Here is a 25182-nt window from a genome sequence, read left to right on the forward strand (position 1 = left end):
TATGGGTAAGGACGGCGGCGTCTTAGCGGGAATTGGCGCAGGGGGCAAATGGCATTGCTGTCATATTCGACGTCTCACGACGTCGTCATCGCGAAGGGACCATCAACGGCGCCCTGCGGCCCAGCCAACCCGAGATTTTCTCCATCTGCGCGGCGAAGGACAAAAGCGTCTCTTCGTCGCCCGGGCGGCCGGCGGCCTGGATGCCGAGCGGCAGGCCGGCCTCGGTGACATGGACCGGCAGCGCGATCGACGGCTGGCCGCTGACATTGTGGATCGCCGGCCAATGGGTGAACAGAAGGCTCTTGTCCATCAACTGGCCGAAAAGTGGTTTCAGCTTCAGCAAGGGCGTCAGGTGAAGTTTGTCGAGCAGGTTCTCGATCAGCTCATCGGCGCCCTGCGGATCCATGGCGCCGCAGGCGAGCGGCGGGTGGGCGATGATGGGCATCAGCACGGCATCATACTGCGCGGTTTCCTCGATCATCCGCCGCGAGGCGGCATGCAGCCGCTGCAGGCTGGCATAGATCTCGCCGCCCGAGACCATTTCGCCCAACCGGCCCAGCACCCGCGTGGCACGCTCGATGTCGCCGGTAACGGAACGGCCGACGCGCAGCGCTTCCGCCCGCAGCATGCCGGCGACTGCGGAAGCAACCGTCCTGCAGAAGTCGGCCATGAAATCGCGACCGATGAAGGGCAGGTCGATGTCCTCGACTGTGTGGCCGCCCTCGCCCGCAAGCGCCACCGCCATGTCGAGCGCTTTCATTGTTTCAGCCGAGATCGGCAGGCCAAGCGGCGACTTGCGATAGACGGCCAGCCTCAGCTGGCCCGGATCGCGCGCGGCGGCTGCGGCGAACGTACCCTTCGGCGGCAGCGCGGCATAGGGCGACAAGGAGTCCGGACCATGGGTGAGGTCGAGCAGCAGTGCGGTGTCGCGCACCGAGCGGGTGACGGCGTGGTCGACCACCATGCCGTACCAGCTTTCGCTCACCAGCGGCGTCAGCGGGATACGGCCGCGCGAGGTCTTGAGGCCGACCAGGCCCGTGCAGGCGGAAGGCACCCGGATCGAGCCGCCGCCATCGGAGGCATGCGCCACCGGCACCACGCCGGCGGCGACGAGGGCTGCCGCACCACCCGACGAGCCGCCGCTGGTATGGCCGGTGTTCCAGGGATTGCGGGTGATGCCGAAGGCTTTTGATTCGGTCATCAGCCGCAGGCCGTGCTCCGGCGATGTCGAGGTGACGATCGGGATCAGCCCGGCGGCGAGGTAGCGCTCGGTCATCACCGAATTGATATCGGGCACCGAGGCCGGAATGCGACTGCCGCCATGCGACGGCACGCCCTTGATGGCGATGCCGAGGTCCTTGATGGCAAAGGGCACGCCGGCCAGCGGCAGCGAGCGGTCGATGGTCCTGGCCCGCGCCCGCGCGGCCTCGTAGAGCGGTTCGGCCGTGGCATTGATTTCAGGCCGCGTGGCCTCGGCGCGCGCGATCGCCGCTTCGGTCAGCTCGATCGCGGACAGCTCGCCCTTGCGCACCAGACCGGCGAGGCCGGTTGCGTCTTCTTCCCACAGGGTCCGTTCGACCGACATCAGCGCTCCCCAATTTTGGCCAAGCTAGCCAGCGGCGATTCCCTTGGCAATCGAAGCCGCTACCGAACGCCGGAGCTTCAGGGTGCACAGAATATTTCCGGCGTTGCAAATACAACGCAATCACCTAATTTGGCTCGCATGACGCCGCAGGATATCTCGAAGCTGATCGTCCGGACTTCGATGAAGGATCGGGCTGCGTTCGATCTGCTCTACCGGCAGACCAGTGCGAAACTTTTCGGCGTCTGCCTTCGTGTATTGAACGATCGGGGAGATGCGGAAGAAGCGTTGCAGGAAGTCTTCGTCAAGATATGGACGAAGGCGGATCGTTTTGCTGTCTCCGACCTGAGCCCGATCTCCTGGCTGGTGGCAATCGCACGCAACCACGCGATCGATCGCATCAGGGCGCGGCGCAGGCCTGCCGCCGATATCGATGCCGCGCTCGACGTGGCCGATCCGGCACCGGGACCTGAAGCGATGGTGGTGGCGGGCGATGAATCCGGACGCATCCATCATTGTCTCGATGAGCTGGAAAAGGACCGGGCGGCGGCTGTCCGGGGTGCTTATCTCAAGGGTGAAAGCTATGCCGAACTGGCGGAACGCCACGGCGTGCCGCTGAACACGATGCGTACCTGGCTGCGCCGCAGCCTGATGAAACTCAGAGAATGTCTGGAAAGATGACGCTGGCAGAGGACAATGGACCGGAACGTGGAGGCGACGACCTGTTCGCCGCCGAATACGTTCTTGGCGTTCTGCCGGCGGAAGAGCGGCAGATCGCGATCAGGCGCATCGATACCGAAGCCGAATTCGCACGGCTCGTCGATGGCTGGGAGGTTCATCTCTCGCCGCTGAGCGCAGCGTATCCGGAGGTTGAGCCGCCGGCTTCGATGAAGCCGGCGATCGACCGCCGGCTTTTTGCGTCGACGGCTGCAATACAACCCGAGGCAGGCGCCGGCCTGTGGTCCAGCCTTGCCTTCTGGCGCGGCCTTGCCGTGGCGGCGGTTGCCGCCCTGGCCCTCTATGTGGCCGTGCCCTACGTCAATCGCCCGGCTGAACAGCCGCAGGCGCGGCTTGTCGCCTCGCTGGCCGCCGATGGCAGCGACGTAAAATATCTCGCGGTCTATGATTCCGAGCGGCATGAGGTCAGCCTTTCGCATGTTTCCGGCACGCTCGCTTCCGGCAAGGACTTCGAGCTTTGGATGATCGAGGGCAAGAACGCCCCGGTCTCGATGGGCGTCATCCCGGCCGGTGCGACAGCGCATATCGGGGTCTCGCCCGCCACGCAGCAGAAACTGGCGCAAGGCGCGGTGCTGGCTGTCAGCCTTGAGCCGGCCGGCGGCTCGCCGACCGGGCAGCCCACCGGCCCGGTGGTTGCCGCGGGCGACTTGAAGAGCATCTGACCGGCTTCTCCTCGTAGCGAAGCCGTCGCCAGACTATTCCAAATTCATCTCATGTCCCACGTGCTTAAATAGGCATGTGTGCCGGCAAACTGTTGCGCGGAACAAATCTCTTCGCCCGGACGAATAAATTAGAAATTCAAAAATATTCTGAAACTCCCGCGTTTGTGTTCCGTATCTCCTCGCGTCCCCAAGAATGGGAAGAGAAACCCGAGGAGTTTTAACATCATGCGTAGATTCGCCACCCTTTTGCTCGCCGGTATGATCGCTGTCTCCGCGCTTGCCACCGCTGCCCATGCCGAAAACCCGATGGTCGGCGGCGCCGCCATGTATGCCAACAAGACCATCGTCGAGAATGCCGTCAATTCGAAGGATCACACGACGCTGGTCGCCGCCGTCAAGGCAGCCGGCCTGGTCGAGACCCTGCAGGGCGCCGGTCCGTTCACCGTGTTCGCGCCGACCAACGAGGCCTTCGCCGCGCTGCCGGCAGGCACGGTCGACACGCTGCTCAAGCCCGAGAACAAGGACAAGCTCGTCAAGATCCTGACCTGCCATGTCATCGGCGCCAAGGCGATGGCGGCGGACGTGGCGTCGATGGCCAAGGCTGACGGCGGTACGCACAAGGTCAAGACGGTCGGCGGTTGCGAACTGTCGCTCAAGGCCGATGGCGGCAAGGTCACCGTCACCGACGAGAATGGCAATGTCGCCAATGTGACGATCGCCGATGTCGAGCAGTCCAATGGCGTCATCCACGTCATCGACAAGGTTTTGCTCCCGAAGATGTGATCGGCCCGAAAATGTAACAAAGGGCTTGCCGCGACGAACCTGCAGCAAGAGCCCTCCGTCGACTGCATAGTCTCACTCCCGTGACCTGCAAACGACACGCGTGCTCCGCGCCGCCCACGGTCAACCGTGGACCGGCGCGGAGTTTCGTTGAGGGCAACCGTCACCGGCTTTTGATTTTCGCGTGGCGGTATAGTTTGGCAAAAGAACAACCGGAGGAACTGGTCATGAACCGTCGCGATCTTCTTTTGAGCGGTGCCGCCGTCCTGGGCGTCGTTGGTGCCGCGGCAACCCTGCTGCGCATGAGCAGCCCGCAAGCCGCGCAGGCCGCCGAGAAATTCGAGGTCACCAAGACCGACGATGAGTGGAAAGCCATCCTGTCGCCGGCCGCCTTCGACGTGCTGCGCAAGCAAGGCACCGAATATCCCGGCACCAGCCCGCTGCTCAACGAACACCGCAAGGGCATTTTCGCCTGCGCCGGCTGCGACCTGCCGGTCTATCCCTCGGAAACGAAATTCGATTCCGGCACCGGCTGGCCGAGCTTCTGGCAGGAGATCGCCAACGGCATCGGCAAGACCGAGGACCGGTCGCTCGGCATGACCCGCACCGAGGTGCATTGCCGGCGCTGCGGTGGCCATCTCGGCCATGTCTTCGACGATGGCCCGGCGCCGACCGGCCTGCGCCATTGCATCAACGGCGTGGCGCTGACCTTCAAGCCCGCCACGGCCTGAACAGGGCTATGAATGCAAAAAACTCCGGGTCTTGCGGCCCGGAGTTTTTTTGCGCTGTCAGGGCTTCGGGCGTGGACTGGAGGAGCTTCCCGAAACCGCTGCCGGCGGATGATCTCTTATTCAATGCCCGCCGCCGCCACCGCCACCGGGCGCAGCCGGCTTCTTGATCAGCATGGTGAACAGGCCGAGCGTCGCAAACAGCACGGTCAGCATGTAGAACACGTCCATGAAGGACAGCAGCGCCGCCTGCTGCTGGACCATGCCAGACAGCTTGGAGATCGCCGCGCTGGCCGCATCGAGGCCGGTGGTCTGCTCGAAATTGAGCGTCATGTTCTGCAGCTTGGTCTGCGCGGCCGCACTGCCCCACTGCACATGCTCGGAGAGCCTCGCATAGTGGAAGGCGTTGCGATCGATCAGCACGGTGTTGATGAGGGCGAGGCCAACGGCACCGCCCAGATTGCGGGTGAGGTTGAACAGGCCGGACGCATTCTTCAGCCGGTCCGGCGGCAAGGTGCCGAGCGCGATGTTGTTGATTGGCACCATGCACAGCATCATCGAACAACCGCGCAGGATCTGCGGGATGAGCAGCTCGTAGAAATCCCAGTCGGCGGTCAGATGCGTCATCCACCAGGTTCCGGTGGCGAAGCCGAAGAAGCCGATCATCATCATCAGCCGCAAATCCATCTTGCTCGACAGGATGCCGGAGATCGGCGCGGTGACGAACATCGCCAGGCCGCTGACGAACAGCGCTTCACCGATCATCATCGAATCGTAACCCCGGATACGGCCAAGGAAGACCGGATAGAGATAGGTCAGGCCGTAGAGGCCGATGCCGATGACGAAGGAGAACAGCGAGCCGAAGGCGAAGTTGATGTTGCTGAACGCCTTGAGGTCGACGATGGGTTCCTCGGCGGTGAAGACCCGCCAGAAGAAGATCACCGCGCCGACAGTCATGACGATGGCGCAGATGAACACCCCTTGGTCCTGCAGCCAATCATTGTTCGGGCCTTCCTCAAGCACATATTCCATGCAACCCAGGAAGGCCGCCATGCCGGCGAGGCCCCACCAGTCGAACTTGTTGAACAGCTTGAGATTGGGCTTGTCGAAATCGATCAACGACCAGGCGGCGGTCGCCACCAGGATGCCGGGCACGACATTGACCAGGAACAGCCAGTGCCATGAAAAGGCGTGACTGATATAGCCGCCAACGGTCGGACCGATGGTCGGCGCCAGCGTCGCCACCAGGCCGATCATCGGCGAGACGATGGCGCGACGCGAGGGCGGGAAGATGGTGAAGGCCGCGGCAAAGACGCTCGGGATCATGCCGCCGCCGATGAAGCCTTGCACGGCGCGGTAGACGATCATCTGGTCGATGTTGGTGGCGGTCGCGGCAAGGGCGCTGGCGGCGGTGAAGCCGGCGGCGGCGATGGTGAACAGCACGCGCGTCGACAGCATGCGGCTGAGGAAGCCCGACAGCGGGATCATGACCACCTCGGCGATCAGATAGGCCGTCTGAACCCACGGGATTTCGTCGGAGCTGGCGCTGAGGCCCGCCTGGATCTCGGACAGCGAAGCCGAGACGATCTGGATGTCCAGGATCGCCATGAACATGCCGAACACCATCGCCAGGAAGGCGATGATGCGGCGTGTGGAAATGGTGTCGGGGACCGCCGGCCGTGCCGGCGGCGCTCCTGCGGTGATTGTTGCGGTTGCCATTGCGTGAGCCTCCTTGAGGCAGGCCGGGCGGCTCAGTGCTCAATCAGCCACCGAGCCGCCCTCCGAAAGCGCTTAGTTGGTCGTGGCGGCAGGTGCGGTGCGGCTGTCAACGTTGACGACAACGCTCAAGCCAGCGCGCAGCTTGCCGGTCTTCAGGGCATCGGCCGGGACGTCAATGCGCACCGGGACGCGCTGCACGACCTTGGTGAAGTTGCCGGTGGCGTTTTCCGGCGGCAGCAGCGAGAAGACCGCTCCCGAAGCCGGAGCCAGTGACGAAACGGTTCCCTGGATGGGCTGGCCGTCGATGGCGTCGACCGAGATGTTGACCTTTTCGCCGGGAACCAGCCGGGCAAGCTGGGTCTCCTTGAAGTTGGCGACGATGTAGAGCTTGTCCATCGGCACGACGACGGCGAGTTTCTGGCCGGGGCTGACGAGATCGCCCTGCTCGACCGAGCGGTTGCCGACGACGCCGTCATAAGGCGCCTTGAGCACGGTGAAGGACAGGTCGCGCGCGGCCTTGTCGCGGTTGAGCTGCAGGGAGGCGAGCGTGCTCGCCGACTCGGCGCGCTGCGCCTCGAGCACCCCGATATTGGCCTGTGCGGCGGCGATCTGGGCGTCGGCACCGACAAGAGCGGCATTGGCCTGGTCGAGCGCGGTCTGGGCGTCATCCAACTGTGCCTGCGTGCCGACATGCGTCTTGACCAGCTGCGCGGCGCGCTGCTGGGCACGGGCGGCGTTGTCGGCCGCGGCCTGATCGGCGACCTTCTGCGCCTGCGCCTGCTGCAGGGAGGCCTGCGCGGCCTTGGTCTGGGCGTCGATGCGGTCGAGCGTCTTCGACAGCGTGGCGATCTGCGCCTCGGCCTGGGCGACAGCGATCTTGTAGTCGCCATCGTCGATGGTCAGCAGCGGATCTCCAGCCTTGACCAGCTGGTTCTCGCTCACCTTGACCTGGTCGACATAGCCGGAAATCTTCGGCGAGACGAACGCCATGTCGGCCTGGACATAAGCGTCGTCGGTCGAGATCATGAAACGGCCCGTGGTCCAGTAGTCGTAGCCGTACCAGGCGCCGCCGCTCAGCAGGGCAAGGCCGATGATCGGCAGCAGGAAGGAGCGCACCGAGCGCTTCTTCCTGGCCGGAGCTTCAGCCGCCGGCGGCGGTGCGACCGGCTGGACCGGAATCTCCGGTGCTTCCGTCGCCGGAGCGACCTTGGCGTTGGGGAAAGGGCGGACTTCGGCGGTGGTGGGTGCGTTCGAGGACATCACATCTCTCTAAAGTAATAATACTGAACCGTTCGGTTCGATCTGGCCGTTGACATAGCGTGAAAAGAAGACCATATCAAGAGGCAATCGAACCGGTCGGTTCGAATTATTTCGAGGTGTCACCCCATGGCCGAAACCAAAGCCGAAACCTCAGCCAGTATTGAAAAGGAAGAGTGCGACCTGCTGGACAGCCTGCGCCGCGGACGTCCGGCGGCCGGACAGGATCCGGTCAAGCGCAGCCAGATCATCGATGGCGCCCGCCGTGTCTTCATAGACAAGGGCTTCGAAGCCGCCTCGATGAATGACATCACGCGCGAAGCCGGCGTGTCGAAAGGCACCATCTATGTCTATTTCGCCAACAAGGAAGAGCTGTTCGAGGCGCTGATCGAGGAAGAGCGCGGCACCATCTTCAAGAACATGTACGACATGCTCGACCGCGCCGACGACCTGCGCCAGACGCTGGTGAAGTTTGGCAAGGTGCTGTCCATGAAGATCACCTCGGCCAAGGTCATCCAGGCGCAACGCACGGTGATCGGCGCCTCCGACAGGATCCCCGACATGGGCGCGCGCTTTTACGAACGCGGCCCCAAACGCGGCCATGACAAGGTGGTGGAGTTCCTCAATGCCGCCATCGAACGCGGCCTGCTCGAGATCGACGATGTCGATCTCGCCGCCTACCAATTCACCGAACTTTGCCTGGCCGGCCTTTTCCGGCAGTGCATCTTCGCCTACCGGACCAAGGCGCCGAACCAGGATGAGATCGACCACATCGTCCGGTCGGGAGTAAACATGTTCCTGAAGGCCTACGGCACCGAAAGGCTCGCCGAGGAGGAAAGCCACCAGATGATTGCCCTGGAGGCAAAGGCCTAAGGCCAGCCGGGTTCATCGGGACCGGCCCTATCTCCCTGCCCTAGCCGCCATTGGCGGCAAGCACGATCGCGGCCTGCAATTCCTCCAGGCCTTCGCCCTTTTCCGATGACGTCGCCAGGACGAACGGAAACGCCGCAGGACGCTTCTTGATCTTCTGCAGCGTCTCCTCGATCAGCCGCGGCACGCCGGCGACCTTGATCTTGTCGGTCTTGGTCAGCACGATCTGGTAGGACACCGCCGCCTTGTCGAGCAGCGACAGCACTTCGTCGTCCTTGGCCTTGATGCCGTGGCGGGCATCGATCAGCACATAGACCCGCTTCAGCGTGACGCGGCCCTTGAGATAGTCGAAGACCAGTTTGGTCCATTCGTCGACCTTCTCCTTGGGCGCGGTGGCGTAGCCGTAGCCCGGCATGTCGACCAGCGCCATCGGCGGCAGGTCAGCGCCTTCGCCCGAAAATCCGTCCGGCACGAAATAGTTGAGTTCCTGCGTGCGCCCCGGGGTGTTGGAGGTGCGCGCCAGCCCCTTCTGGTTGACCAGAGCGTTGATCAGCGAGGATTTACCGACATTCGAGCGGCCGGCGAAGGCGATTTCCGGCGGCCCTTCCGGCGGTAGGAATTTCATGGCCGGCACGCCGCGGATGAAAATCCACCCGCGCGTGAACAGGTCGGTGCCGATCACGGTGCTGTTTTGAGCGTTCAAGCTGCTGCCTCCAGAAGAGAGATATCGGCGCCCCTGATGGCATCGAGGTTGCGGCCGATCTTGTCCACCGGCCAATCCCACCATGCCAATGCCAGCAGCCGCCTGATCGTCCTGTCGTCGAAACGCATCTTCACCATCTTGGCCGCGTTGCCGGCAACAATCGCATAGGGCGCCACATCATGCGTCACCACGGATTTGGCGGCGATGATGGCGCCATGGCCGATTTTCACGCCGGGCAGGATCACCGCTTCCATGCCGATCCAGACATCGCTGCCGACCACCGTGTCGCCGCGCACCTCCCTCGACCATGTCGCCGGGTCAAAGCCCTTTTCCCAGCCATGACCGAAAATGTTGAACGGATAGGTCGAAAAGCCGGACATTGCGTGGTTGGCGCCGTTCATGATGAAGCGCGTGCCTTCGGCGATGGCGCAGAACTTGCCGATGATGAGCTTGTCACCGATGAAGGGATAGTGGTGCAGCACGCATTTCCGCGCGAATTTGTCAGGCCCGTCCGGGTCGTCATAGTAGGTGAAGTCGCCGATCTCGATGTTCGGCTCCGTCACCAGCGGCTTCAGGAAGCCGACACGCGTGTGCATCGGGATCGGATGCTTGATGTCGGGGTTGGGTCCGTCCATGTCGGGTTCGTCCGGGAATTGGCAGGCAGGCGCATCCGCAGCCGGAGGCGCCTGGTCAAAATAACGTGATCCGCCCTATAGCACCAATCGGCCGGGGAGCCAGTCTCCCGTGGCGAGCAAGCTCATTTGTTGCCGCGGCAGATCACGATCGGATTGGACAGCGCGCTGTCGAAACCGCTGCCCTGATAGACAGTGACATTCGAGGCTCCGGGCGGCAGCAGGAAGGTGCCTTCGACGACTTTCTGATCGCCTGATGCCATGTGAAGAGCCCAGCTAAACGTGCAGAATTGCGGCGGTGCCTTGGGTTCCACGTGGCTGCAGTTCAGTTGCGCGCCGCCCAGCATCGCGGCGCCACCGCAACTGACCGCATCCTTCGCAACCGCCGCGCCCGGGCATCCGACAAGCGCCGTCACGGCTGCGATCCTGATCCAATTCATCGTCGAAATCCTTGCCGGAAAATTCGCGCCGCGAGGCGCCTTCTCCGCACCGTGGCCCATGAAATTTTTCTTCCGCGCGGCTTAGTGCGTCTTGCGCGCGCCGTCCAGCAGGATTATGTGCATGATGATAATAAGCATGCTCACGAAAAGTTGTCCATAGATCCTGACCTCCTCCCATGTCTCCCTCGCCAAATATCAGCTTCGTGCTGCACGACGTTGCGCGCTTGCTTCGGAAGCGGTTCGAGCAGCGTTCACGGACATCGGGACTGACCCGCGCCCAATGGCAGGTGCTGGCCTATCTTTCGCTGCATGAAGGCATTCACCAGAACAAGCTCGCCGACCTCATAGAGATCATGCCGATCACGCTTGCGCGGCTGCTCGACAAGATGGAGGCGCGCGGCTTCATCGAGCGCCGGCCCGACCCCACCGACCGCAGGGCCTGGCTGCTTTACCTGACCCCGCGGGCCCATCCGCTGCTCGAGACCATGCGCGGCAACGGCCAGAAAACAAGAGACGAGGCCTTCGCCGGCCTTTCGTCTGAAACACAGCAGCATCTGCTGCAAACCCTAAGCTTGATCAAATCCAATCTGCTCGCGGCTTGCACCCAGCCAGCCGTCGACCGGGAGAACGTACATGGTTGAATCAACATCCCCAAAGAAGCCTGCCGAGGATGACTCTTCAAAGGGTCGCGCCGGCGACCAGATCATCCGGCTGGACAGTGAGCGCGAACAGAGGCGCGCCAATGTCGTCATCGACAATGACGAGCTGGAAGCTCCGGTTGCGCTGGAGCCCGCGGCACTCGAGGCTCCGGCCAAGGAGCCGCAGCCTCAGCAGGCCCCTGCCGCCCTTGCCCCTCCTGCTCCTGCCCCGGCCAAGCCGAAGCGCGGCCTGACGCGGCCGGTGCTTTTTGCCCTGCTTCCCGTCGCGCTGGCCGTCGGCGGCTATTATTACGTCACCGGGGGCCAGGTGATGACGACCGACAATGCCTATATCCAGGCGCAGTCGCTCGGCGTGTCCACCGACGTCTCCGGCACCGTGCAGGAGATCGACGTGCACGAGAACCAGGCTGTAAAGAAGGGCGACGTACTCTTCCGCCTGCGGCCGGCCTCTTTCGAAACCGCTCTTGCAGCCGCCCAGGCCCAGCTCGGGACCGTGCGCAACCAGGTTCTAACCCTGCAGGCCAGCTACCAGCAATCGCTGTCGCAGATCGAGCAGGCCGAGGCCGACATTCCCTATTACGAGGCCGCCTTCCAGCGGCAGCAGGATCTGCTCAAGACCTCGACCGCCTCCAAGGCGTCTTTCGACAGCGCCCAGCACGACCTCGTCGCAGCGCGCCAGAAAGTGTCCGTCGCCAAGGCGCAGGCGCAGGCCATGCTTGCCCAGCTGGGCGGCGATGCCAGCCAGCCGGTGGAAAAGAACCCCTTCTACCTGCAGGCCCAGTCGGGCGTCGATGACGCGCAGCGCAACCTCGGCGATTCGGTGGTCAAGGCGCCGTTCGACGGCATCGTCACCAATGTCGACGCGCTTCAGGTCGGCAAGTATCTGCCGGCTTCACAGCCGGCCTTCAGCCTGGTTTCGTCGACCGATCTGTGGATCGAGGCGGAGCCGAAGGAAACCGAGCTGACCTATGTGCGGCCGGGACAGACGGCGACGATCAGCGTCGACACCTATCCGGGCGCCGTCTGGCACGGCACGGTCGCCTCGATCAGCCCCGCCTCGTCGTCGAGCTTCTCGCTGCTGCCGGCCCAGAACACCACCGGCAACTGGGTCAAGGTCGTGCAGCGCATCCCGATGCGCGTGACGGTTGACGATCCCGAGGGCAAGCCCCCGTTGCGCGGCGGCATGAGCGCCGTGGTCGACGTCGAGACCGGCCATGCGCGCGGCCTGCCGGACTTCGTCACCAACCTCCTGAACCGGTTCGGACAGAAATCATGAGCAACGCGTCCGCGGCAGGTGCCACACCGGTGGTCGCCAATCGCGGCGCCATCACAGCTTGCGTGATCCTGGCCGTCATCATGCAGGCGCTGGACACGACCATCGCCAATGTAGCACTGCCCTACATCCAGGGCAGCGTGTCGGCCAGTGCCGACCAGATCAATTGGGTGCTGACCTCCTACATCGTCGCGGCGGCGGTGATGACACCGCCTTCGGGCTACCTCGCCAACCGCTTCGGCCGCAAGCGCATCCTTCTGACCTCGATCACCGGCTTCGTGGTCGCCTCGGTCCTGTGCGGCTTCGCGCAGTCGCTGCCGCAGATCGTCGGCTTCCGCCTGCTGCAGGGCCTGTTCGGCGCGGCCCTGGTGCCGCTGTCGCAGAGCATCCTGCTTGACATTTACAGCGTCGAGGAGCGCGGCTCGGCGATGGCGCTGTTCGGCGTTTCGGTGATGGTCGGGCCGGTGCTGGGCCCGGTCATCGGCGGCTGGCTGACCGAGAATGTCTCCTGGCGCTGGGTGTTCTACATCAACGTGCCGATCGGCGCGCTGGCTTTCGCGGGCGTGTCCCTGTTCGTCCTGGAAACCAAGCTGGACATCAAGGCAAGGCTGGACTGGCTGGGTTTCGGCATGCTCAGCATCACCATCGCGGCTTTGCAGATGTTTCTCGATCGCGGCGAGCAGCTCAACTGGTTCTCCTCGTCCGAGATCATCGTCGAGGCGCTGATCTGCGCGTCGGCCTTCTACATCTTCCTCGTCCATACCTTCACCGCCAAGAACACCTTCGTGAATCCGAGGCTCTTCCTGGACAGGAATTTCGCCGTCGGCATGGTCTTCATCTTCATCATCGGCATCACCTATCTCGCCTCGCTGGCGCTGATGACGCCCTATCTGCAGACGCTCATGGGCTATCCGGTGGTGACGGCTGGCATCGTCATGGGCCCGCGCGGCCTCGGCACGATGGCATGCATGTTCCTGGTCGGCAGGCTGATCGGCAAGGTGGATACGCGATGGCTGCTGCTGACCGGCCTACTGGTCACCGCCTGGGCGATGTACGACATGACCGGTTGGACGCCCGACGTCTCGCAATGGACGATCATCAGCACCGGCTTCGTCCAGGGCGCTGGCCTGGGCTTCCTGTTCGTGCCGTTGACCACCATCACCTTCGCCACGCTGGCGCCGGAGCGGCGCGCGGAAGGCACCGGGCTTTACAACCTGTCGCGAAACATCGGCTCGAGCGTCGGCATATCGGTGGTCACCGCGCTCTTGACGCAGAACGTGCAGATCAACCATGCCAACATCGCCACCTATGTGACGCCCTTCAACCAGGCGTTCAGCAACCCGGCGATCGCGCAGGCGATGAACCCCTACACCGCCGCCGGCCGGGCCGCGCTGGACGGCGTGGTGACGCTGCAGGCGACGATCATTAGCTACATGAACGACTTCAAGCTGATGATGATCCTGTCGCTGGCGGCCATCCCCCTGGTGCTCTTGCTGCGCAAGCCGGGCACGCCGGCCAAGGTCGACCATAGCGCCGTCATGGAGTGAGGCCGGGGCCCGGCTGATCGCGCCCGGGGCCAGCCACGCACATATCACAAAGAGAAACCGGGGTCCTGTGAGGGACGACAGGACCCCGGCCTCGCCGACACGGCTTCCCAAGAAACCTGGCACCTCGACATGAGGCGGGGACGGCAGGCCGAGAAAGCCCCAACGGCCTGCCGCTGCCCCTTTCGCCGGAAGCCGCTACTTCGGCAAGAGCACCTTGTTGACGACATGGATGACGCCGTTCGACTGGTTGACGTCGGCGATGGTCACCTTCGCCTCGCCCCCGGATTCGTCCATGATGTAGAGCTTGCCCTTCTTGACCTCGGCGGTGAGCGTGTCGCCGGAGACGGCCTTCATCTCATATTTGCCGCCCATCGCCTTGGCCTTCTTCATCATCTCGGCGCCCGAAATCTTGCCGGCCACCACATGCGCGGTCAGAACCTTGGTGAGCTGGTCCTTGTTTTCAGGCTTCAGCAGTGTATCGACGGTGCCCTTCGGCAATGCCGCGAAGGCTTCGTTGGTGGGCGCAAAGACGGTGAACGGTCCGGCGCCCTGCAAGGTATCGACCAGGCCGGCCGCCTTGACGGCGGCGACCAGCGTCGTGTGGTCCTTCGAATTGACGGCGTTCTCGACGATGTTCTTGGTGGTGTACATCGGCGCGCCGCCGACATTCGGGTTCTTGGCATAGGCAGGAGCGGCAATCGCCACGCTGGCGACAAGGGCCGAAATGGCGATGGTCCTGAATGATGGCAAGCACATGTGGTCTTCCTCCGGGTGAGGGCTGATCGGAATTGATAGCCTTTGGAAACGCACACGCAGTCACGTCCGGCGACCGCTTGCAGTTTCATCGATCACGGGAACGTGAACGGACGTTTTGCCAAAGAAAAAGCCCGGACAAACCGGGCTTTTTCAGAAGAGAGCTTCTATTCCGCTTTTTGCAGAAGAAGGGCGGCTACTCCGCCGGCGACGGTTTCTTTCGAAACAGCGCGACCAGATTGTCCCACAGTTCGATCTTGGCGCCCTGGCGCTTCATGATCACGCCCTGCTGGAGGATCGAGAGCGTGTTGTTCCAGGCCCAGTAGATGACGAGGCCGGCCGGGAAACCCGCCATCATGAAGGTGAAGATGATCGGCATCCAGGTGAAGATCGCGGCCTGCGTCGGATCCGGCGGCGTCGGGTTCATGCGCATCTGCAGGAACATGGTGACGCCCATGATCAGCGGCCAGACACCAATCATCAGCATATGCGGCAGCGTGACCGGGATCAGGCCGAACAGGTTGAACAGCGACGTCGGGTCGGGCGCCGCCAGATCCTGGATCCAGCCGAAGAACGGCGCGTGGCGCATCTCGATGGTGATGTAGAGCACCTTGTAGAGCGAGAAGAAGACCGGAATCTGCAGCGCCACCGGCCAGCAGCCGGCAAGCGGATTGATTTTCTCGGTCTTGTACAACTCCATCATCGCCTGCTGCTGCTTCATCTTGTCGTCCGCGTATTTCTCGCGGATCTCCAGCATCTTGGGCTGCACCTTCTTCATGTTCGCCATCGACGCGTAGGACTTGTTGGCGAGCGGGAAGAAGATGGCCTTGACGATGACGGTGGTGGCGAGGATCGCCAGGCCGAAATTGCCGAGGAACTTGTAGAGCGTGTCGATCAGCCAGAACATCGGCTTGGTGATAAAGTGGAACCAGCCCCAGTCGATCAGAAGGTCGAACCGCTTGATGTGGCGGTCTTCGGCATAGGCGTTGATCTTGGCGACTTCCTTGGCGCCGGCGAAGACCTCGGTCTCCACGGTCGCCGACTGGCCGGCATCGACATTGATCGGATCGGTCAGGAAGTCGGACTGATAGCGGTGGCGGCCGTCCACGAAATAGCCGAAGCGCGGCTGGAACGGCTGCTTCTCGCTCGGAACCACCGTCACCGCCCAGTATTTGTCGGTGATGCCAAGCCAGCCGTCGGTCGACTTGCCCGGCTTGACTTCCTTGTCCTTCTCGATGGACGCGTATTTGTGTTCCTGCAGGCCTTCCGCTCCGGTGAAACCGATCAGGCCCTCATGCAGCACGTAGGTGCTGGCGACAGCCGGCTTGTCGTAGCGGGTGACACGGCCGTAGTTCGACAGCGAAACCGCGCTGGAACCGGCATTCTGCACCGTGTCCGAGACCGTGAACATGTAGTCGCCGTCGACAGAGAAGGTGCGCTTGAAGGTCAGCCCCTTGTCGTTGGTGTAGGTCAGCGTTACCGGCGTCGACGGGGTCAGCGTCGGGTTGCCTTCAATGCTCCACACCGTGTCCGCACCCGGTACCGTGCCGGTCTTGTCATTGCCGACGAAGCCGATCTCGGCGAAATAGCCGGTGGGCAGCGTCGACGGGTTGAGCAGTTCGATCTCGGGCGAATTCTTGTCGACGGTCTCGGTGTAGTGCTTGAGCTTGAGGTCGTCGAGGCGCGCGCCGGTCAGGTTGATCGAGCCCTCGAGGCTCGGCGTGTCGATCTTGACGCGCTTCGAAGCGGCAAGCGCCTGATCACGGCCGGCGGCGGTGACGGTATCGCCGCCCGGCGCGTTGGGAATGGCGCCCGGCGCCGGCGCCGGTGTTCCAGCACCCGGATTGGCGGCCTCGGCCGCCTTCTTCTGCTCTTCCACACGCTGTTGCTCGACGCGCGCGGCCTCGCGCTGCGCCTCGACACGCGGGTTCATGTAGAAAACCTGCCACAAAGTCAGGATCAGCACCGACAGCGCGATGGTGATGAAGAAGTTCCGGTTGTTTTCCATCGAGAGCCCTTGGCCTATCGTGTTCCGCGAAGTCGGCGGGAGAGTTCGGCCTTCAACTGGCCGAAGGGGGCGCGCAGCGCATCATCGCGCCCGACGATGACATAATCATTGCCGGGCGCCATGTCATCTGCGGCATGGGTGCGGACGGCTTCTCTCAGCCGCCGCCTGACGCGGTTGCGCACAACAGCGTTGCCGACCTTCTTGGTAACGGTGTAGCCGACACGCGGCACGCCGCCATCGCCGCGGTCAAGGACCTCGACGAGGAAAAACCGCCCGCGTCGCTTCTCACCACGACGGACGGCCAGGAATTCCGCGCGTTTCAGAAGCCGCTTGGGATTTTGCCCCACTGGCTTGCCGGTTGCGGGCAACGATCTCGTCTCGCTTAGGCGCTGAGCCGCTTGCGGCCGCGGTTGCGGCGAGCTGCGACGACGCCACGACCACCCTTGGTGGCCATGCGGGCACGGAAACCATGCCGGCGTTTGCGGACGAGTTTGGACGGTTGGTAGGTACGCTTCATTTGTTTTAATACCGCGGGGTGCGGCCCTTCTTGATTCTGTCACTTTGTAACAGGAGCTTTGCCGGGCCTGTTTTGGCGCGATCGAAACCGCGCCGGGACGAATGGCCCGAGCGTGAGCGGGCTTATAGAAAGAAGGGTTTTGGAAGTCAATCCGGCGTCTTCGCGACGTGGACGCAGGTTTATGACGGTAATTTAATGTTCGGACCAAAGGATGAAATTGGCAAAAAAGGCGTAATCGCCTAATCTTGGCCGATCAAGTGATTGTGAAGACAGAGTCGCATGAGCGAAGCCAACCAAGCAGGGGAAGGGATCGGCACGGCGCCAGCCGCCGTCCGCACGGTACCCTTGTCACGCGGCCTGTCGACAAAACTGCTGCTGTTGACCATCGTTTTCGTGCTTTTGGCTGAAGTGCTCATCTTCCTGCCCTGGATCGCCAGTTACCGGCTGAGCTGGCTCAAGGAGCGGCTGAGCACGGCCGCCGCCGTTTCGATCGTGCTGGTGCAGGGCGAGTCCACCTCATTGTCGCGCACGGCCCAGAACGACGTGCTGATGGCGATCGGCGCCAAGGCGATCGCGGTGCGCGACGGCGGCGTCTCGCGGCTTCTGGTGGTGGCGGACATGCCGCCACAGGTCGACGAGCACATCGACCTCGCCAGCGTCGGCATGATCAAGGGCATGACCGGCGCGCTCGACACGCTGTTCTTCGGCGGCGACCGGATGCTGCGCGTTTTCGGACCGGTCGGCGACAGCGACAAGGAATTCGAGCTGATCATGCCGGACTACTCCCTGCGCAAGGCGATGCTCATCTATTCGCGCAACGTCGCCTTCGTCTCGCTGCTGATCTCGCTGTTCACCGCCATGCTGGTCTATGCCGCGATCGATCTGATCATGATCGGGCCGATCCGTACCATGACGCGCTCGATGCTGTCCTTCTCCGAGGCCCCGGACGATCCCGGGCGCATCATCCATCCCGCCGCCCGCGCCGACGAGATCGGCGTTGCCGAACGCGAATTGTCGCAGATGCAGGAGCGGCTGCAAAAGATGCTCTCCGAGCAGAAGCACCTTGCCGACCTCGGCCTGGCGGTCTCGAAGATCAACCACGACATGCGCAACATCCTGGCCTCCGCACAGCTGATGTCGGACCGTCTGCGCCAGGTCAGGGATCCAACCGTGCAAGCCTTCGCGCCGAAGCTTTTGCGCGCGCTCGACCGGGCCGTCTCCTATTCGGAAGGCGTGCTTCACTACGGCCGCACGCAGGAGCCGCCGCCTTCGCGCCGCAGGGTGCGGCTGCGCCAGTTGGTCGAGGACGTGCACGGGCTGCTCGACATCGAGGAGGGCATCGAGTTCATCAACGCGGTCGAGGCTGCTTTCGAGGTGGATGCCGATTCCGATCAGCTGTTCCGGGTGCTCACCAATCTGTGCCGCAACTCGGTGCAGGCGATGGCGGCGGACACCGAGAGCGCGGTGGTGCGGCGGCTCGCGGTCTCGGCCGAGCGCATGGGCAGTGTCAGCCGCATCGCCGTCACCGATACCGGTCCCGGCCTGCCACCGAAGGCGCGCGAGAACCTGTTCGCGGCGTTCCGCGGCTCGGCGCGCAGCGGCGGCACCGGTCTTGGCCTGGCGATCGCGCACGAACTGATCCGTGCGCATGGCGGCACGGTGGAACTGGTCGAATCGATTGGCGGGCGCACCACTTTCGCGGTCACTATCCCCGACCAACCGGTGCGGCTCGACCAGGCGCGCGGCAGCCTGCGCCGTCCGGCGTGACGGCCTCGGTGGTGCTTTCCCAAGGCTCTCGCCTTTCGGGCCTGACGCTTTTGATGGCCTTCCCCGCGACTTTCCCGCCCAGCTTGAAATCAGACCGGCTCGTCGGCCGCTTCAAGCCTCCGGGGCGGGCTCTCATGGCCAGATGACACACTCACGACAAAACTTTTGCCGGATCGGCTTGCTTTTCCCAAATTCAGTCGCTAGGGAACTGCACACATTCGCGGCCGGTCCCTGGGATCGGATCGCGGGGCCGTTGAAAACATGGCCTGATGCGCGCCCGTAGCTCAGCTGGATAGAGCACCAGACTACGAATCTGGGGGTCAGGAGTTCGAATCTCTTCGGGCGCGCCATTCCATCCAATTGATTTTATAAGCTTTTTGGCGCTTCAAGCGGGACGGCACCGGCTTGATCTCTAAAATTCAGCCGGTTTTGGAAAAACGGATGTTTCCGCGAACGATTTCGCAGTTTGGCGTATATGCTCCGCAGCCTCTTCCGTGTCCAAAGCCTCTATGAACTGTGTTGCCTGCTTCAGGTGCCTCGCTACATCAGCGCGGGTCGTGGAGCGGTCAGACTCATATGGCGGCAAATCACCGGGATAGCTTTCAGATCGCGAAATACGGAAGCGATGTGTGGCCAAGGGAAATCGGTCGGATCGCCGATATCCCGGTCCGCTCCGACAATCACTTCCAACTTGGCCAAGATGTCAGCTAGGGACAGGGCTGAAACCTCTGGAAGCGCATCCTGAAGTTTGAGCGCCTCGGTTACGCCATTACCGACAAACTGGTTGCTAATTTTGACTATCGCTATTCAGATTTCGGAAGCTCGCCATTCAACACGCCGGCCGTTACCCAAGGCCAGACGAGCGTCGACATTAAGGAAAACGCCGTCAGACTGGGACTTATCTACAAGTTCTGAGAGTGAGTGCCGGAAGACCACGCCGCCCAGCAATAAGCCCAGCCCCCTGTCCGTTAGGTTGTGTGATGATGTCACGGCTGTTTGCGGTCACAGGCTTCGAGCTCGATGGTGACTTCGCGGTATCTGGCCTTCAGCCTCTCCGATAGGCAGGGGTGGGTCTCAAGGCCGACTATTCAGTCTTGCCGAACCCGTGCGAGGATGCCTCCAGGCAGGCTTCGTAGCCGCTCTGGTGCATGGGACAGGTCTTCGAATAGTGGATATAGAGCAGCACCTTCATCACGCCGATTACACTAGGAGAATCTTGCTGGGGTCTCCTTCGACTTCCGGTCAGGATCAGTATTGCTCATTGGCGCTTCATCTCCTCACAGGCGGCCGGGAAGTCGGGGTATTTCTCGGCGAGCAGGTCGGCCTTGCGTCGGCTTAGCTTCACAAAATGGTCACCCCGCAATCGCTTGCTGTGTTCCATAGGCGCAATGCCCGGGTGTCGGCGCGGAAAGCCGCCTCGTTGTGAAAGAACTCGGCCACAGAGCTGCGAGAAGGTTTTTCCTCACGCAAACAGGGGAGCTAGAGCTCCCCTGTGGCGCCTAACTTTGATCTGCTGGAGCCTGTAGCTACTGACCCATGCCGAACTTGTAGGTCAGCCGGGCCATGACGGCGTCGACCTTTGCCTTGGTGCGGTAGGTCTCGGGATTAGAACCGAGGTTTCCGTTATCGAACACGTTGCTGCCCGTGCTCGTCTTATGGCCGAGGTCAACGTGGGTGTAGTCCACGCCCAGCGAGAGGTTGTTGGTGAGGGCATAGTCGATGCCGGCGCCGAGCGCATAGCCGTTCTGCCACTCATTCTTCTCGTAGGTCACGAGGGCGTCGTTGTCTCGGGCGCGGAAATCCACCTTGCCGCCGGCGTAACCTGCCTTGGCGTAGATCAGCACGCGATCGAAGGCGTAACCGACCCGGCCGACGACCGTGGCGTAGTTCGAGATTTTGGCGGTCTCGGTGTCGGTGTCCGGGAAGTAGGGGCTGGTGATGGTCTTCTTTATGCCCGTCGCCGTCCAGGTAGCCTCGCCGCCCAGAACCCATTGGCCCCACTGCCACTGCGCGCCGGCATGAATACCGCCAGCCACGGCGCCCTTGTTGAAATCGAAGCCCTCGGTGCCAGCCGGAACGTCGTCGGTGAAAAACCCACCGTTCGGATCCGTTACGTCCGTTGCCGTGATGTCGCCATTGGCAAAGCCGACATGGCCGCCGACGTAGAAACCGCTCCAGTCATAGGTCGAACCGGCGATAGGCGCCACCATGTCGGCTGCCGAGGCACTGCTTGCCGAGAGGGCGGCAACGGCCAGAACTGCAAAGAACTTATTCACGTATTTCTCCCAACCCAAATAATCCCTCGCGCAAGTTAATAGCGGGGAAGTTGTTAAAAGTGTGTGACCTTTTTGCCACAACCACATACAAGTCGATGCCGGCCCGCGTTCTGCCGGTTCCAGACCCTATACATGAGCAACACTTGCATTGGACTAACTATAGTATAGCTGCCGGCCGGCCTCATGCTGCTGAGGTTGTGTGGGCAGAACCATCGCCCGGTGACAGGATCCATCAGGAAGCTCGAAATTCGGGCAGTTTCTCAATCCCAATTTCAGGGAAGAGTATCTTGTGGTGATACTGGCCATGGTGCAGGGCGCGACGGATTTCCATTAGCGCCGCCCGGCCTCTTCCTCGTTTGCGTGGACCTTGCCCTTGGTGAATGGCGGATCATGGGAGGCATGGTCCAGACGCCGGCGCCATATGGTCCAGCGGTATTTGGACACGGCCTTATAGTAGCCCAGCCAGATATCCCCAGCCGGCGCAGGAAACGCCTTCGAGCTCCTCCCAGCCAACGGCAGGCCGCATCATTGGATCGAAGCAAAGGCAACGACGGCATCCCCAGCGCCGCGACCCCTACGCCGTGAGATAGTATCGCGACTTTCGCGGCGTTCTGCTGACCACGGCTGGACGATACCGCGAGGCAACGGCCTGCTACGCGAAAATGGCAGCCGTACCGCCATGGTCACTCGTTCGTCTTGTCATCTGCCATTCCGAACTCGGCGAAACCAGGCAGGCGCAAGACGTCCTGGCAAAAATCAAGGCACATTATCCCGGACCAAGCCTTGACGAGATCGTCGATACGGAAGTGGATTTCTACAGGATCCCGCCGTGCGATGGATTGTGTGGTTCTGCTGATGCAGCCGACACTGTCCGTTTGCGTGCGGCGGGCACAGCCTTTGGAGTAGACCGACCATGACCCTTCCGAGCATCAAACGCGCCTTGGTCACCGGTGCCGGTGCCGTCGACGGCATCGGCTTCGCCGTTGCCCGCCAGCTTGGTCACACCGGCCACGCCGTGTTCCTCACTGGCGCCAGCGCGCGCGTGCTTGACCGCGCCACCGAACTTCGTGCCGAGGGCATCGATGCCGGGGCCATGGTCGCCGATCTCACCAAGGCCGCCGATGTCGCGCGGCTGCGGGGAGATGCCGGCGCCATCGACATACTGGTCAACAATGCCGGCATGGGTTCGCTGGCATCACCCTCGGCCGACAAGGCGTTTCTCGCCATGAGCGAGGCCGACTGGGATCGAGGCATCGACGTCAGCCTGAAGACGGCGTTCCTCGTCACCCATGCGTTCCTGCCGGCGATGATCGAAGCGGGCTATGGGCGCATCGTCAATGTGGCGTCGGTCACCGGACCGCTGGTGTCTTTCGAGGGTACCTCAGCCTATTCGGCCGCCAAGGCCGGCATGGTCGGCCTGACGCGCACGCTGGCACTCGAAGTGGCCAGGAGCGGCGTGACGGTCAATGCCGTGGCTCCCGGCTGGATCGAGACGGGCGCGTCGAGCGAGATGGAACGGATGGCGGCCTTGCATACGCCGCCGGCGCGGGCGGGCCGGCCGGATGAAGTGGCGGCGGCGGTCGTGTTCCTGGCTTCCGAAGGCGCCAGCTATGTCAACGGCGCTCTTTTGGTGGTCGATGGCGGCAACAGCCTCCAGGAACACAAGGGCTGAAGGTCTGCCGGCCCTGGTGCCCTTGCGCCAGGCGGTGGGAACCAAACCGCCCGGCGGCGGTTTTCCCCTCGAAGGGACCGCAGACCTCAAGGGTGCGGAACAATGTACGACCATCTGGAACTGGAACTGGCGAGAGCCAGGCAGCGCGTCAAGCGTGCGGAATCCTTTCTCACGCGAGCGAATGCAATGCTGGACGAGGAGCGTGGCGTCGGCATCAGCCTTGCCCTTTGCTGCCGGATCAGATCCGAGCAGAAACGTGTGGCTGAAGCGCGCTCTCGCCTCCGCCAAATCGATCCGACCACACACTGATTATGCCATGACCATGATGCCCTCTCCCGAAAAGAGCGCCGTATATCGCGCCGCAAAGCTCGCCATGCTGCGGAAACTGATGGTGAAGCATATCGAGCGCACCGATGCCCAGGCGCAGAGTGTCGAACAGGCGCTGGCGGTGTTGGCTGAAGCGACCGCTCCGGCGCGCGGCGCGCATCAGTAGCATCGCCACCGCTGGCTGTTCCCAGAGGGATGCGAAAAGCTCGCTTGCAATCCAAGTCGCCCTCAGGACGCCTTGGCTAGGAAACTCTGGTAATCCGACTTGGCCTGCAGCAGGCGAAGCACATTCTCGCGTGATCCCCGCACATGGGCTCGGGCCAGGGCACCGGCCCGAGCGGTGTCGCCTGCGCAGATCGCCTCGACAATCTCGGCATGCTCCTCGCGGGCGATCTTCCATTCGTCGAGCCACAACAATTCGGTCCAGACATAGTGCTGGCACTTGTCGAGGATGCCGCACAGCATGCCGTGCAGCATGGCGTTGCCGCTGATCTCGGCAATGACGCGGTGCAGGTCGATGCCGACTTCGAGTTCCTGGAATTTTTCCCTGGTGGTGCGGTCGGGAATGGCGGCCAGCCGCTCGCATTCAGCCAGCATGGCGCGGAGCCGGGCCTTGTCCTTCTCGGTCGCGGCGGCAGCCGCCAGCTCGGTCGCATGGCCGTCGAGGAGTTCGCGGATGTCGAAGGCCTCGCGGAACATGTTGATGTCGAACTCGGTGACGACATAGCCCTGGCGCGGTCGGCCGGTGACGAGGCCGTCGCGTTCGAGGCGGTTGAAGGCCTCGCGCACCGGCGTGCGGCTGACATTGAGCCTGACCGCGATATCGTTCTCGGTCACGCGCGAGCCCGGTGGAATCTGACCGGTCACGATCATCGCCTTGAGCGAGGAATAGACAGAGTCGCGCAGCGTGTTTTTGGTTTCCTTGGCCAAGTCCGTTTCCAGTTCTCCGGTCTTTCGGCCGGAAGCCGATGTGTTCTCATAGCTGTATTCAAAGTCGGCTCGATTTGCCACGCCCTGGCACCGCGTCCTCCCACGACCCATCAAGGCTCCTGGCAATGCCGCGCGCTGTTGACATCGCCGATCCCCAAGCTACACTCAAAATTGTATACAAAATAGCATGCGAAATCAAAAATAATGGGAACACCGGTTGGAGAGCCGAAAAATGAACAGGATCAGAAGCGTTAGCGTTGTTGCGGTTGCCGCCCTCATGGCGGCCGTCGCGGCCCCCGCCCTGGCGGGCGATACCATCACCGTCGCCTCATGGGGCGGCACCTATCAGGAGGCGCAGACCAAGGCCTTCTTCAATCCGACCGCCGACGCGCTCGGCATCACCATCAAGCAGGACACCACCAATGGCCTCGACGATGTGCGCCTGCAGGTGACCGGCAATGCGGTGAAATGGGATATAACCGAACTCGGCGCCGACGAATGCGCGCGCGGCTCGAAGGAAGGCCTGTTCGAGAAGCTCGACTACGGCATCATCGACAAGAGCGGCATCAACCCGAAGCTGGTGCATGACGACTGGGTCGGCATTTCCTACACCTCCGTCGTCCTCATCTACCGGACCGACGTCTTCGGCGACAAGGGTCCGAAGACCTGGGCCGACTTCTGGAACGTGGAGAAATTTCCGGGGCGGCGAGCGCTGAGCGGCAGCCAGTCGACCGAGACGCTGAGCGTCGCCGCACTCGCCTCGGGCCTGCCTATCGACAAGGTCTATCCGGTCGACATCGACAGCGCGCTGAAATCCGTCGACAAGATCCGTGGCCATGTCGATGCCTGGTGGACATCAGGCGCGCAGGCGATGCAGCTGGTCAAGGACGGCGAAGTCGACATGGCGAGCATCTGGAACGGCCGCGCCGGCACGCTGAAGAAGGAAGGGGCGCCGGTCAGCTTCTCCTTCGACCAGGGCGTGCTCACCGCCGACTGCATGGTCATTCCCAAGGGCGCCAAGAACAAGGAAGCCGCCATGAAGGCGCTGGCGATGTTCGTCAGCCCGCAATTGCAGGCCAATCTGCCGCTCTATGTCGACAACGGGCCGGTGAACGAGAAGGCTTTCGAGACCGGCAAGATCCCACCGGAGCGGATCAAGGACATCAACTCGTCGCCCGAAAACGTCAAGAAACAGGTGCTGCAGGACGCCGAGTTCTGGCGTGACAATCTGGTGGAGGCGACGGAGAAGTTCAACAATCTGATCCAGCAATAGGCCGCGGCCGGACCCAAACCACGGCAGGGCGGCGCACGCTGGAACGGAACCCGCCCTGCTCCCGCCGCC

25 protein-coding genes and 1 tRNA gene are annotated in these 25182 nt (G+C 62.8%); 14 read left to right on the forward strand and 12 right to left on the reverse strand.

Annotated features, from left to right (window positions below; all coding sequences use genetic code 11):
- Positions 1-85: 85 nt before the first annotated feature.
- A complete protein-coding gene (locus EB231_RS03365; RefSeq protein ID WP_172347587.1) occupies positions 86-1585 on the reverse strand; it encodes an amidase in 1500 nt (499 codons plus the stop codon).
- 138 nt (positions 1586-1723) lie between these two features.
- Here EB231_RS03365 and EB231_RS03370 point away from each other — a divergent pair, with 138 nt between their 5' ends.
- The 4 genes from EB231_RS03370 to msrB all read left to right on the forward strand — a co-directional run bounded on the left by EB231_RS03370 (position 1724) and on the right by msrB (position 4493).
- The gene (locus EB231_RS03370) at positions 1724-2263 is read left to right on the forward strand and encodes a sigma-70 family RNA polymerase sigma factor (protein WP_172347588.1); all 540 of its coding nucleotides are present in this window, start codon (positions 1724-1726) and stop codon (positions 2261-2263) included.
- The gene (locus tag EB231_RS03375) at positions 2260-2982 is read left to right on the forward strand and encodes an anti-sigma factor (protein ID WP_172352797.1); all 723 of its coding nucleotides are present in this window, start codon (positions 2260-2262) and stop codon (positions 2980-2982) included. The genes EB231_RS03370 and EB231_RS03375 overlap by 4 nt, the downstream gene beginning before the upstream one ends.
- Before the next feature lie 225 nt (positions 2983-3207).
- Positions 3208-3765 carry a fasciclin domain-containing protein gene (locus EB231_RS03380; protein ID WP_172347589.1) on the forward strand — a complete coding sequence of 186 codons (558 nt, stop codon included), beginning with the start codon at positions 3208-3210 and terminating at the stop codon, positions 3763-3765.
- 224 nt (positions 3766-3989) lie between these two features.
- Entirely contained in the window at positions 3990-4493 is a 504-nt protein-coding gene (gene msrB, locus EB231_RS03385; protein ID WP_172347590.1) for a peptide-methionine (R)-S-oxide reductase MsrB, read from the forward strand.
- Positions 4494-4613: 120 nt separating this feature from the next.
- On the opposite strand, the gene EB231_RS03390 is transcribed toward msrB, so the two are convergent.
- Both EB231_RS03390 and EB231_RS03395 read right to left on the reverse strand, forming a co-directional pair.
- Positions 4614-6209, reverse strand: coding sequence for a DHA2 family efflux MFS transporter permease subunit (locus tag EB231_RS03390; protein ID WP_172347591.1), 1596 nt, complete (start codon positions 6207-6209; stop codon positions 4614-4616).
- Positions 6210-6281: 72 nt separating this feature from the next.
- Complete coding sequence (locus EB231_RS03395; RefSeq protein ID WP_172347592.1) at positions 6282-7469, reverse strand: HlyD family secretion protein; 1188 nt, start codon at positions 7467-7469, stop codon at positions 6282-6284.
- Positions 7470-7595: 126 nt separating this feature from the next.
- On the opposite strand from EB231_RS03395, the gene EB231_RS03400 reads away from it, so the two are divergent.
- A complete protein-coding gene (locus EB231_RS03400) occupies positions 7596-8339 on the forward strand; it encodes a TetR/AcrR family transcriptional regulator (RefSeq protein ID WP_172347593.1) in 744 nt (247 codons plus the stop codon).
- A gap of 40 nt (positions 8340-8379) precedes the next feature.
- Here EB231_RS03400 and yihA read toward each other — a convergent pair whose 3' ends face one another.
- From yihA to EB231_RS03415, 3 genes are all read right to left on the reverse strand, one after another.
- Positions 8380-9039 carry a ribosome biogenesis GTP-binding protein YihA/YsxC gene (gene yihA / locus EB231_RS03405; RefSeq protein ID WP_056573631.1) on the reverse strand — a complete coding sequence of 220 codons (660 nt, stop codon included), beginning with the start codon at positions 9037-9039 and terminating at the stop codon, positions 8380-8382.
- The gene (locus tag EB231_RS03410) at positions 9036-9674 is read right to left on the reverse strand and encodes a CatB-related O-acetyltransferase (protein ID WP_172347594.1); all 639 of its coding nucleotides are present in this window, start codon (positions 9672-9674) and stop codon (positions 9036-9038) included. Before EB231_RS03410 ends, yihA begins: the two co-directional genes overlap by 4 nt.
- 122 nt (positions 9675-9796) lie before the next feature.
- Positions 9797-10087, reverse strand: a complete 291-nt coding sequence (locus EB231_RS03415) for a hypothetical protein (protein ID WP_244494109.1) — start codon at positions 10085-10087, stop codon at positions 9797-9799.
- A 200-nt stretch (positions 10088-10287) separates the two neighbouring features.
- On the opposite strand from EB231_RS03415, the gene EB231_RS03420 reads away from it, so the two are divergent.
- Genes EB231_RS03420 through EB231_RS03430 form a run of 3 tightly spaced genes read left to right on the forward strand, consistent with a single transcriptional unit; the run spans position 10288 to position 13590 of the window.
- Entirely contained in the window at positions 10288-10752 is a 465-nt protein-coding gene (locus tag EB231_RS03420) for a MarR family winged helix-turn-helix transcriptional regulator (protein ID WP_140770769.1), read from the forward strand.
- Complete coding sequence (locus tag EB231_RS03425) at positions 10745-12046, forward strand: HlyD family secretion protein (RefSeq protein ID WP_172347595.1); 1302 nt, start codon at positions 10745-10747, stop codon at positions 12044-12046. The genes EB231_RS03420 and EB231_RS03425 overlap by 8 nt, the downstream gene beginning before the upstream one ends.
- The gene (locus EB231_RS03430; RefSeq protein ID WP_172347596.1) at positions 12043-13590 is read left to right on the forward strand and encodes a DHA2 family efflux MFS transporter permease subunit; all 1548 of its coding nucleotides are present in this window, start codon (positions 12043-12045) and stop codon (positions 13588-13590) included. Before EB231_RS03425 ends, EB231_RS03430 begins: the two co-directional genes overlap by 4 nt.
- Positions 13591-13785: 195 nt before the next feature.
- Here EB231_RS03430 and EB231_RS03435 read toward each other — a convergent pair whose 3' ends face one another.
- The 4 genes from EB231_RS03435 to rpmH all read right to left on the reverse strand — a co-directional run bounded on the left by EB231_RS03435 (position 13786) and on the right by rpmH (position 16868).
- Positions 13786-14346: a fasciclin domain-containing protein gene (locus EB231_RS03435; protein WP_172347597.1), complete on the reverse strand. Its 561-nt coding sequence runs from the start codon at positions 14344-14346 to the stop codon at positions 13786-13788.
- Positions 14347-14539: 193 nt separating this feature from the next.
- Entirely contained in the window at positions 14540-16351 is a 1812-nt protein-coding gene (gene yidC, locus EB231_RS03440) for a membrane protein insertase YidC (protein ID WP_172347598.1), read from the reverse strand.
- A 14-nt stretch (positions 16352-16365) separates the two neighbouring features.
- Positions 16366-16719, reverse strand: coding sequence for a ribonuclease P protein component (rnpA, locus tag EB231_RS03445; RefSeq protein ID WP_056573647.1), 354 nt, complete (start codon positions 16717-16719; stop codon positions 16366-16368).
- A gap of 14 nt (positions 16720-16733) precedes the next feature.
- The gene (gene rpmH / locus EB231_RS03450) at positions 16734-16868 is read right to left on the reverse strand and encodes a 50S ribosomal protein L34 (protein WP_008833937.1); all 135 of its coding nucleotides are present in this window, start codon (positions 16866-16868) and stop codon (positions 16734-16736) included.
- Positions 16869-17147: 279 nt separating this feature from the next.
- Between rpmH and EB231_RS03455 the strand changes: the two genes are divergently transcribed.
- Positions 17148-18635 carry an ATP-binding protein gene (locus tag EB231_RS03455; protein WP_172347599.1) on the forward strand — a complete coding sequence of 496 codons (1488 nt, stop codon included), beginning with the start codon at positions 17148-17150 and terminating at the stop codon, positions 18633-18635.
- Between the two features lie 273 nt (positions 18636-18908).
- Positions 18909-18985, forward strand: a tRNA-Arg gene (locus EB231_RS03460).
- 1176 nt (positions 18986-20161) lie between these two features.
- On the opposite strand, the gene EB231_RS03465 is transcribed toward EB231_RS03460, so the two are convergent.
- Positions 20162-20911: an outer membrane protein gene (locus tag EB231_RS03465; protein ID WP_246740867.1), complete on the reverse strand. Its 750-nt coding sequence runs from the start codon at positions 20909-20911 to the stop codon at positions 20162-20164.
- Positions 20912-21824: 913 nt separating this feature from the next.
- Between EB231_RS03465 and EB231_RS03470 the strand changes: the two genes are divergently transcribed.
- From EB231_RS03470 to EB231_RS03480, 3 genes are all read left to right on the forward strand, one after another.
- Positions 21825-22583, forward strand: a complete 759-nt coding sequence (locus EB231_RS03470; RefSeq protein ID WP_172347601.1) for an SDR family oxidoreductase — start codon at positions 21825-21827, stop codon at positions 22581-22583.
- A gap of 102 nt (positions 22584-22685) precedes the next feature.
- Entirely contained in the window at positions 22686-22892 is a 207-nt protein-coding gene (locus EB231_RS03475) for a hypothetical protein (protein ID WP_172347602.1), read from the forward strand.
- 7 nt (positions 22893-22899) lie between these two features.
- Positions 22900-23076, forward strand: coding sequence for a hypothetical protein (locus EB231_RS03480; RefSeq protein ID WP_172347603.1), 177 nt, complete (start codon positions 22900-22902; stop codon positions 23074-23076).
- A 62-nt stretch (positions 23077-23138) separates the two neighbouring features.
- On the opposite strand, the gene EB231_RS03485 is transcribed toward EB231_RS03480, so the two are convergent.
- On the reverse strand, positions 23139-23840 hold the full coding sequence (locus tag EB231_RS03485; protein ID WP_172347604.1) for a GntR family transcriptional regulator: 702 nt from the start codon (positions 23838-23840) through the stop codon (positions 23139-23141).
- A gap of 232 nt (positions 23841-24072) precedes the next feature.
- Between EB231_RS03485 and EB231_RS03490 the strand changes: the two genes are divergently transcribed.
- The gene (locus EB231_RS03490) at positions 24073-25113 is read left to right on the forward strand and encodes an ABC transporter substrate-binding protein (protein WP_172347605.1); all 1041 of its coding nucleotides are present in this window, start codon (positions 24073-24075) and stop codon (positions 25111-25113) included.
- Positions 25114-25182: the final 69 nt, after the last annotated feature.

It is taken from the genome of Mesorhizobium sp. NZP2298, assembly GCF_013170825.1.
In the GTDB taxonomy this organism is placed as follows: Bacteria; Pseudomonadota; Alphaproteobacteria; order Rhizobiales; family Rhizobiaceae; genus Mesorhizobium.

Bases quoted from the DNA above. Each gene is read 5' to 3' on its own strand.
- EB231_RS03365 (WP_172347587.1), bottom strand. From the start codon at position 1,585: ATGTCGGTCGAACGGACCCTGTGGGAAGAAGACGCAACCGGCCTCGCC.
- EB231_RS03370 (WP_172347588.1), top strand. From the start codon at position 1,724: ATGACGCCGCAGGATATCTCGAAGCTGATCGTCCGGACTTCGATGAAG.
- EB231_RS03375 (WP_172352797.1), top strand. From the start codon at position 2,260: ATGACGCTGGCAGAGGACAATGGACCGGAACGTGGAGGCGACGACCTG.
- EB231_RS03380 (WP_172347589.1), top strand. From the start codon at position 3,208: ATGCGTAGATTCGCCACCCTTTTGCTCGCCGGTATGATCGCTGTCTCC.
- msrB (WP_172347590.1), top strand. From the start codon at position 3,990: ATGAACCGTCGCGATCTTCTTTTGAGCGGTGCCGCCGTCCTGGGCGTC.
- EB231_RS03390 (WP_172347591.1), bottom strand. From the start codon at position 6,209: ATGGCAACCGCAACAATCACCGCAGGAGCGCCGCCGGCACGGCCGGCG.
- EB231_RS03395 (WP_172347592.1), bottom strand. From the start codon at position 7,469: ATGTCCTCGAACGCACCCACCACCGCCGAAGTCCGCCCTTTCCCCAAC.
- EB231_RS03400 (WP_172347593.1), top strand. From the start codon at position 7,596: ATGGCCGAAACCAAAGCCGAAACCTCAGCCAGTATTGAAAAGGAAGAG.
- EB231_RS03410 (WP_172347594.1), bottom strand. From the start codon at position 9,674: ATGGACGGACCCAACCCCGACATCAAGCATCCGATCCCGATGCACACG.
- EB231_RS03420 (WP_140770769.1), top strand. From the start codon at position 10,288: ATGTCTCCCTCGCCAAATATCAGCTTCGTGCTGCACGACGTTGCGCGC.
- EB231_RS03425 (WP_172347595.1), top strand. From the start codon at position 10,745: ATGGTTGAATCAACATCCCCAAAGAAGCCTGCCGAGGATGACTCTTCA.
- EB231_RS03430 (WP_172347596.1), top strand. From the start codon at position 12,043: ATGAGCAACGCGTCCGCGGCAGGTGCCACACCGGTGGTCGCCAATCGC.
- EB231_RS03435 (WP_172347597.1), bottom strand. From the start codon at position 14,346: ATGTGCTTGCCATCATTCAGGACCATCGCCATTTCGGCCCTTGTCGCC.
- yidC (WP_172347598.1), bottom strand. From the start codon at position 16,351: ATGGAAAACAACCGGAACTTCTTCATCACCATCGCGCTGTCGGTGCTG.
- rpmH (WP_008833937.1), bottom strand. From the start codon at position 16,868: ATGAAGCGTACCTACCAACCGTCCAAACTCGTCCGCAAACGCCGGCAT.
- EB231_RS03455 (WP_172347599.1), top strand. From the start codon at position 17,148: ATGAGCGAAGCCAACCAAGCAGGGGAAGGGATCGGCACGGCGCCAGCC.
- EB231_RS03470 (WP_172347601.1), top strand. From the start codon at position 21,825: ATGACCCTTCCGAGCATCAAACGCGCCTTGGTCACCGGTGCCGGTGCC.
- EB231_RS03475 (WP_172347602.1), top strand. From the start codon at position 22,686: ATGTACGACCATCTGGAACTGGAACTGGCGAGAGCCAGGCAGCGCGTC.
- EB231_RS03480 (WP_172347603.1), top strand. From the start codon at position 22,900: ATGACCATGATGCCCTCTCCCGAAAAGAGCGCCGTATATCGCGCCGCA.
- EB231_RS03490 (WP_172347605.1), top strand. From the start codon at position 24,073: ATGAACAGGATCAGAAGCGTTAGCGTTGTTGCGGTTGCCGCCCTCATG.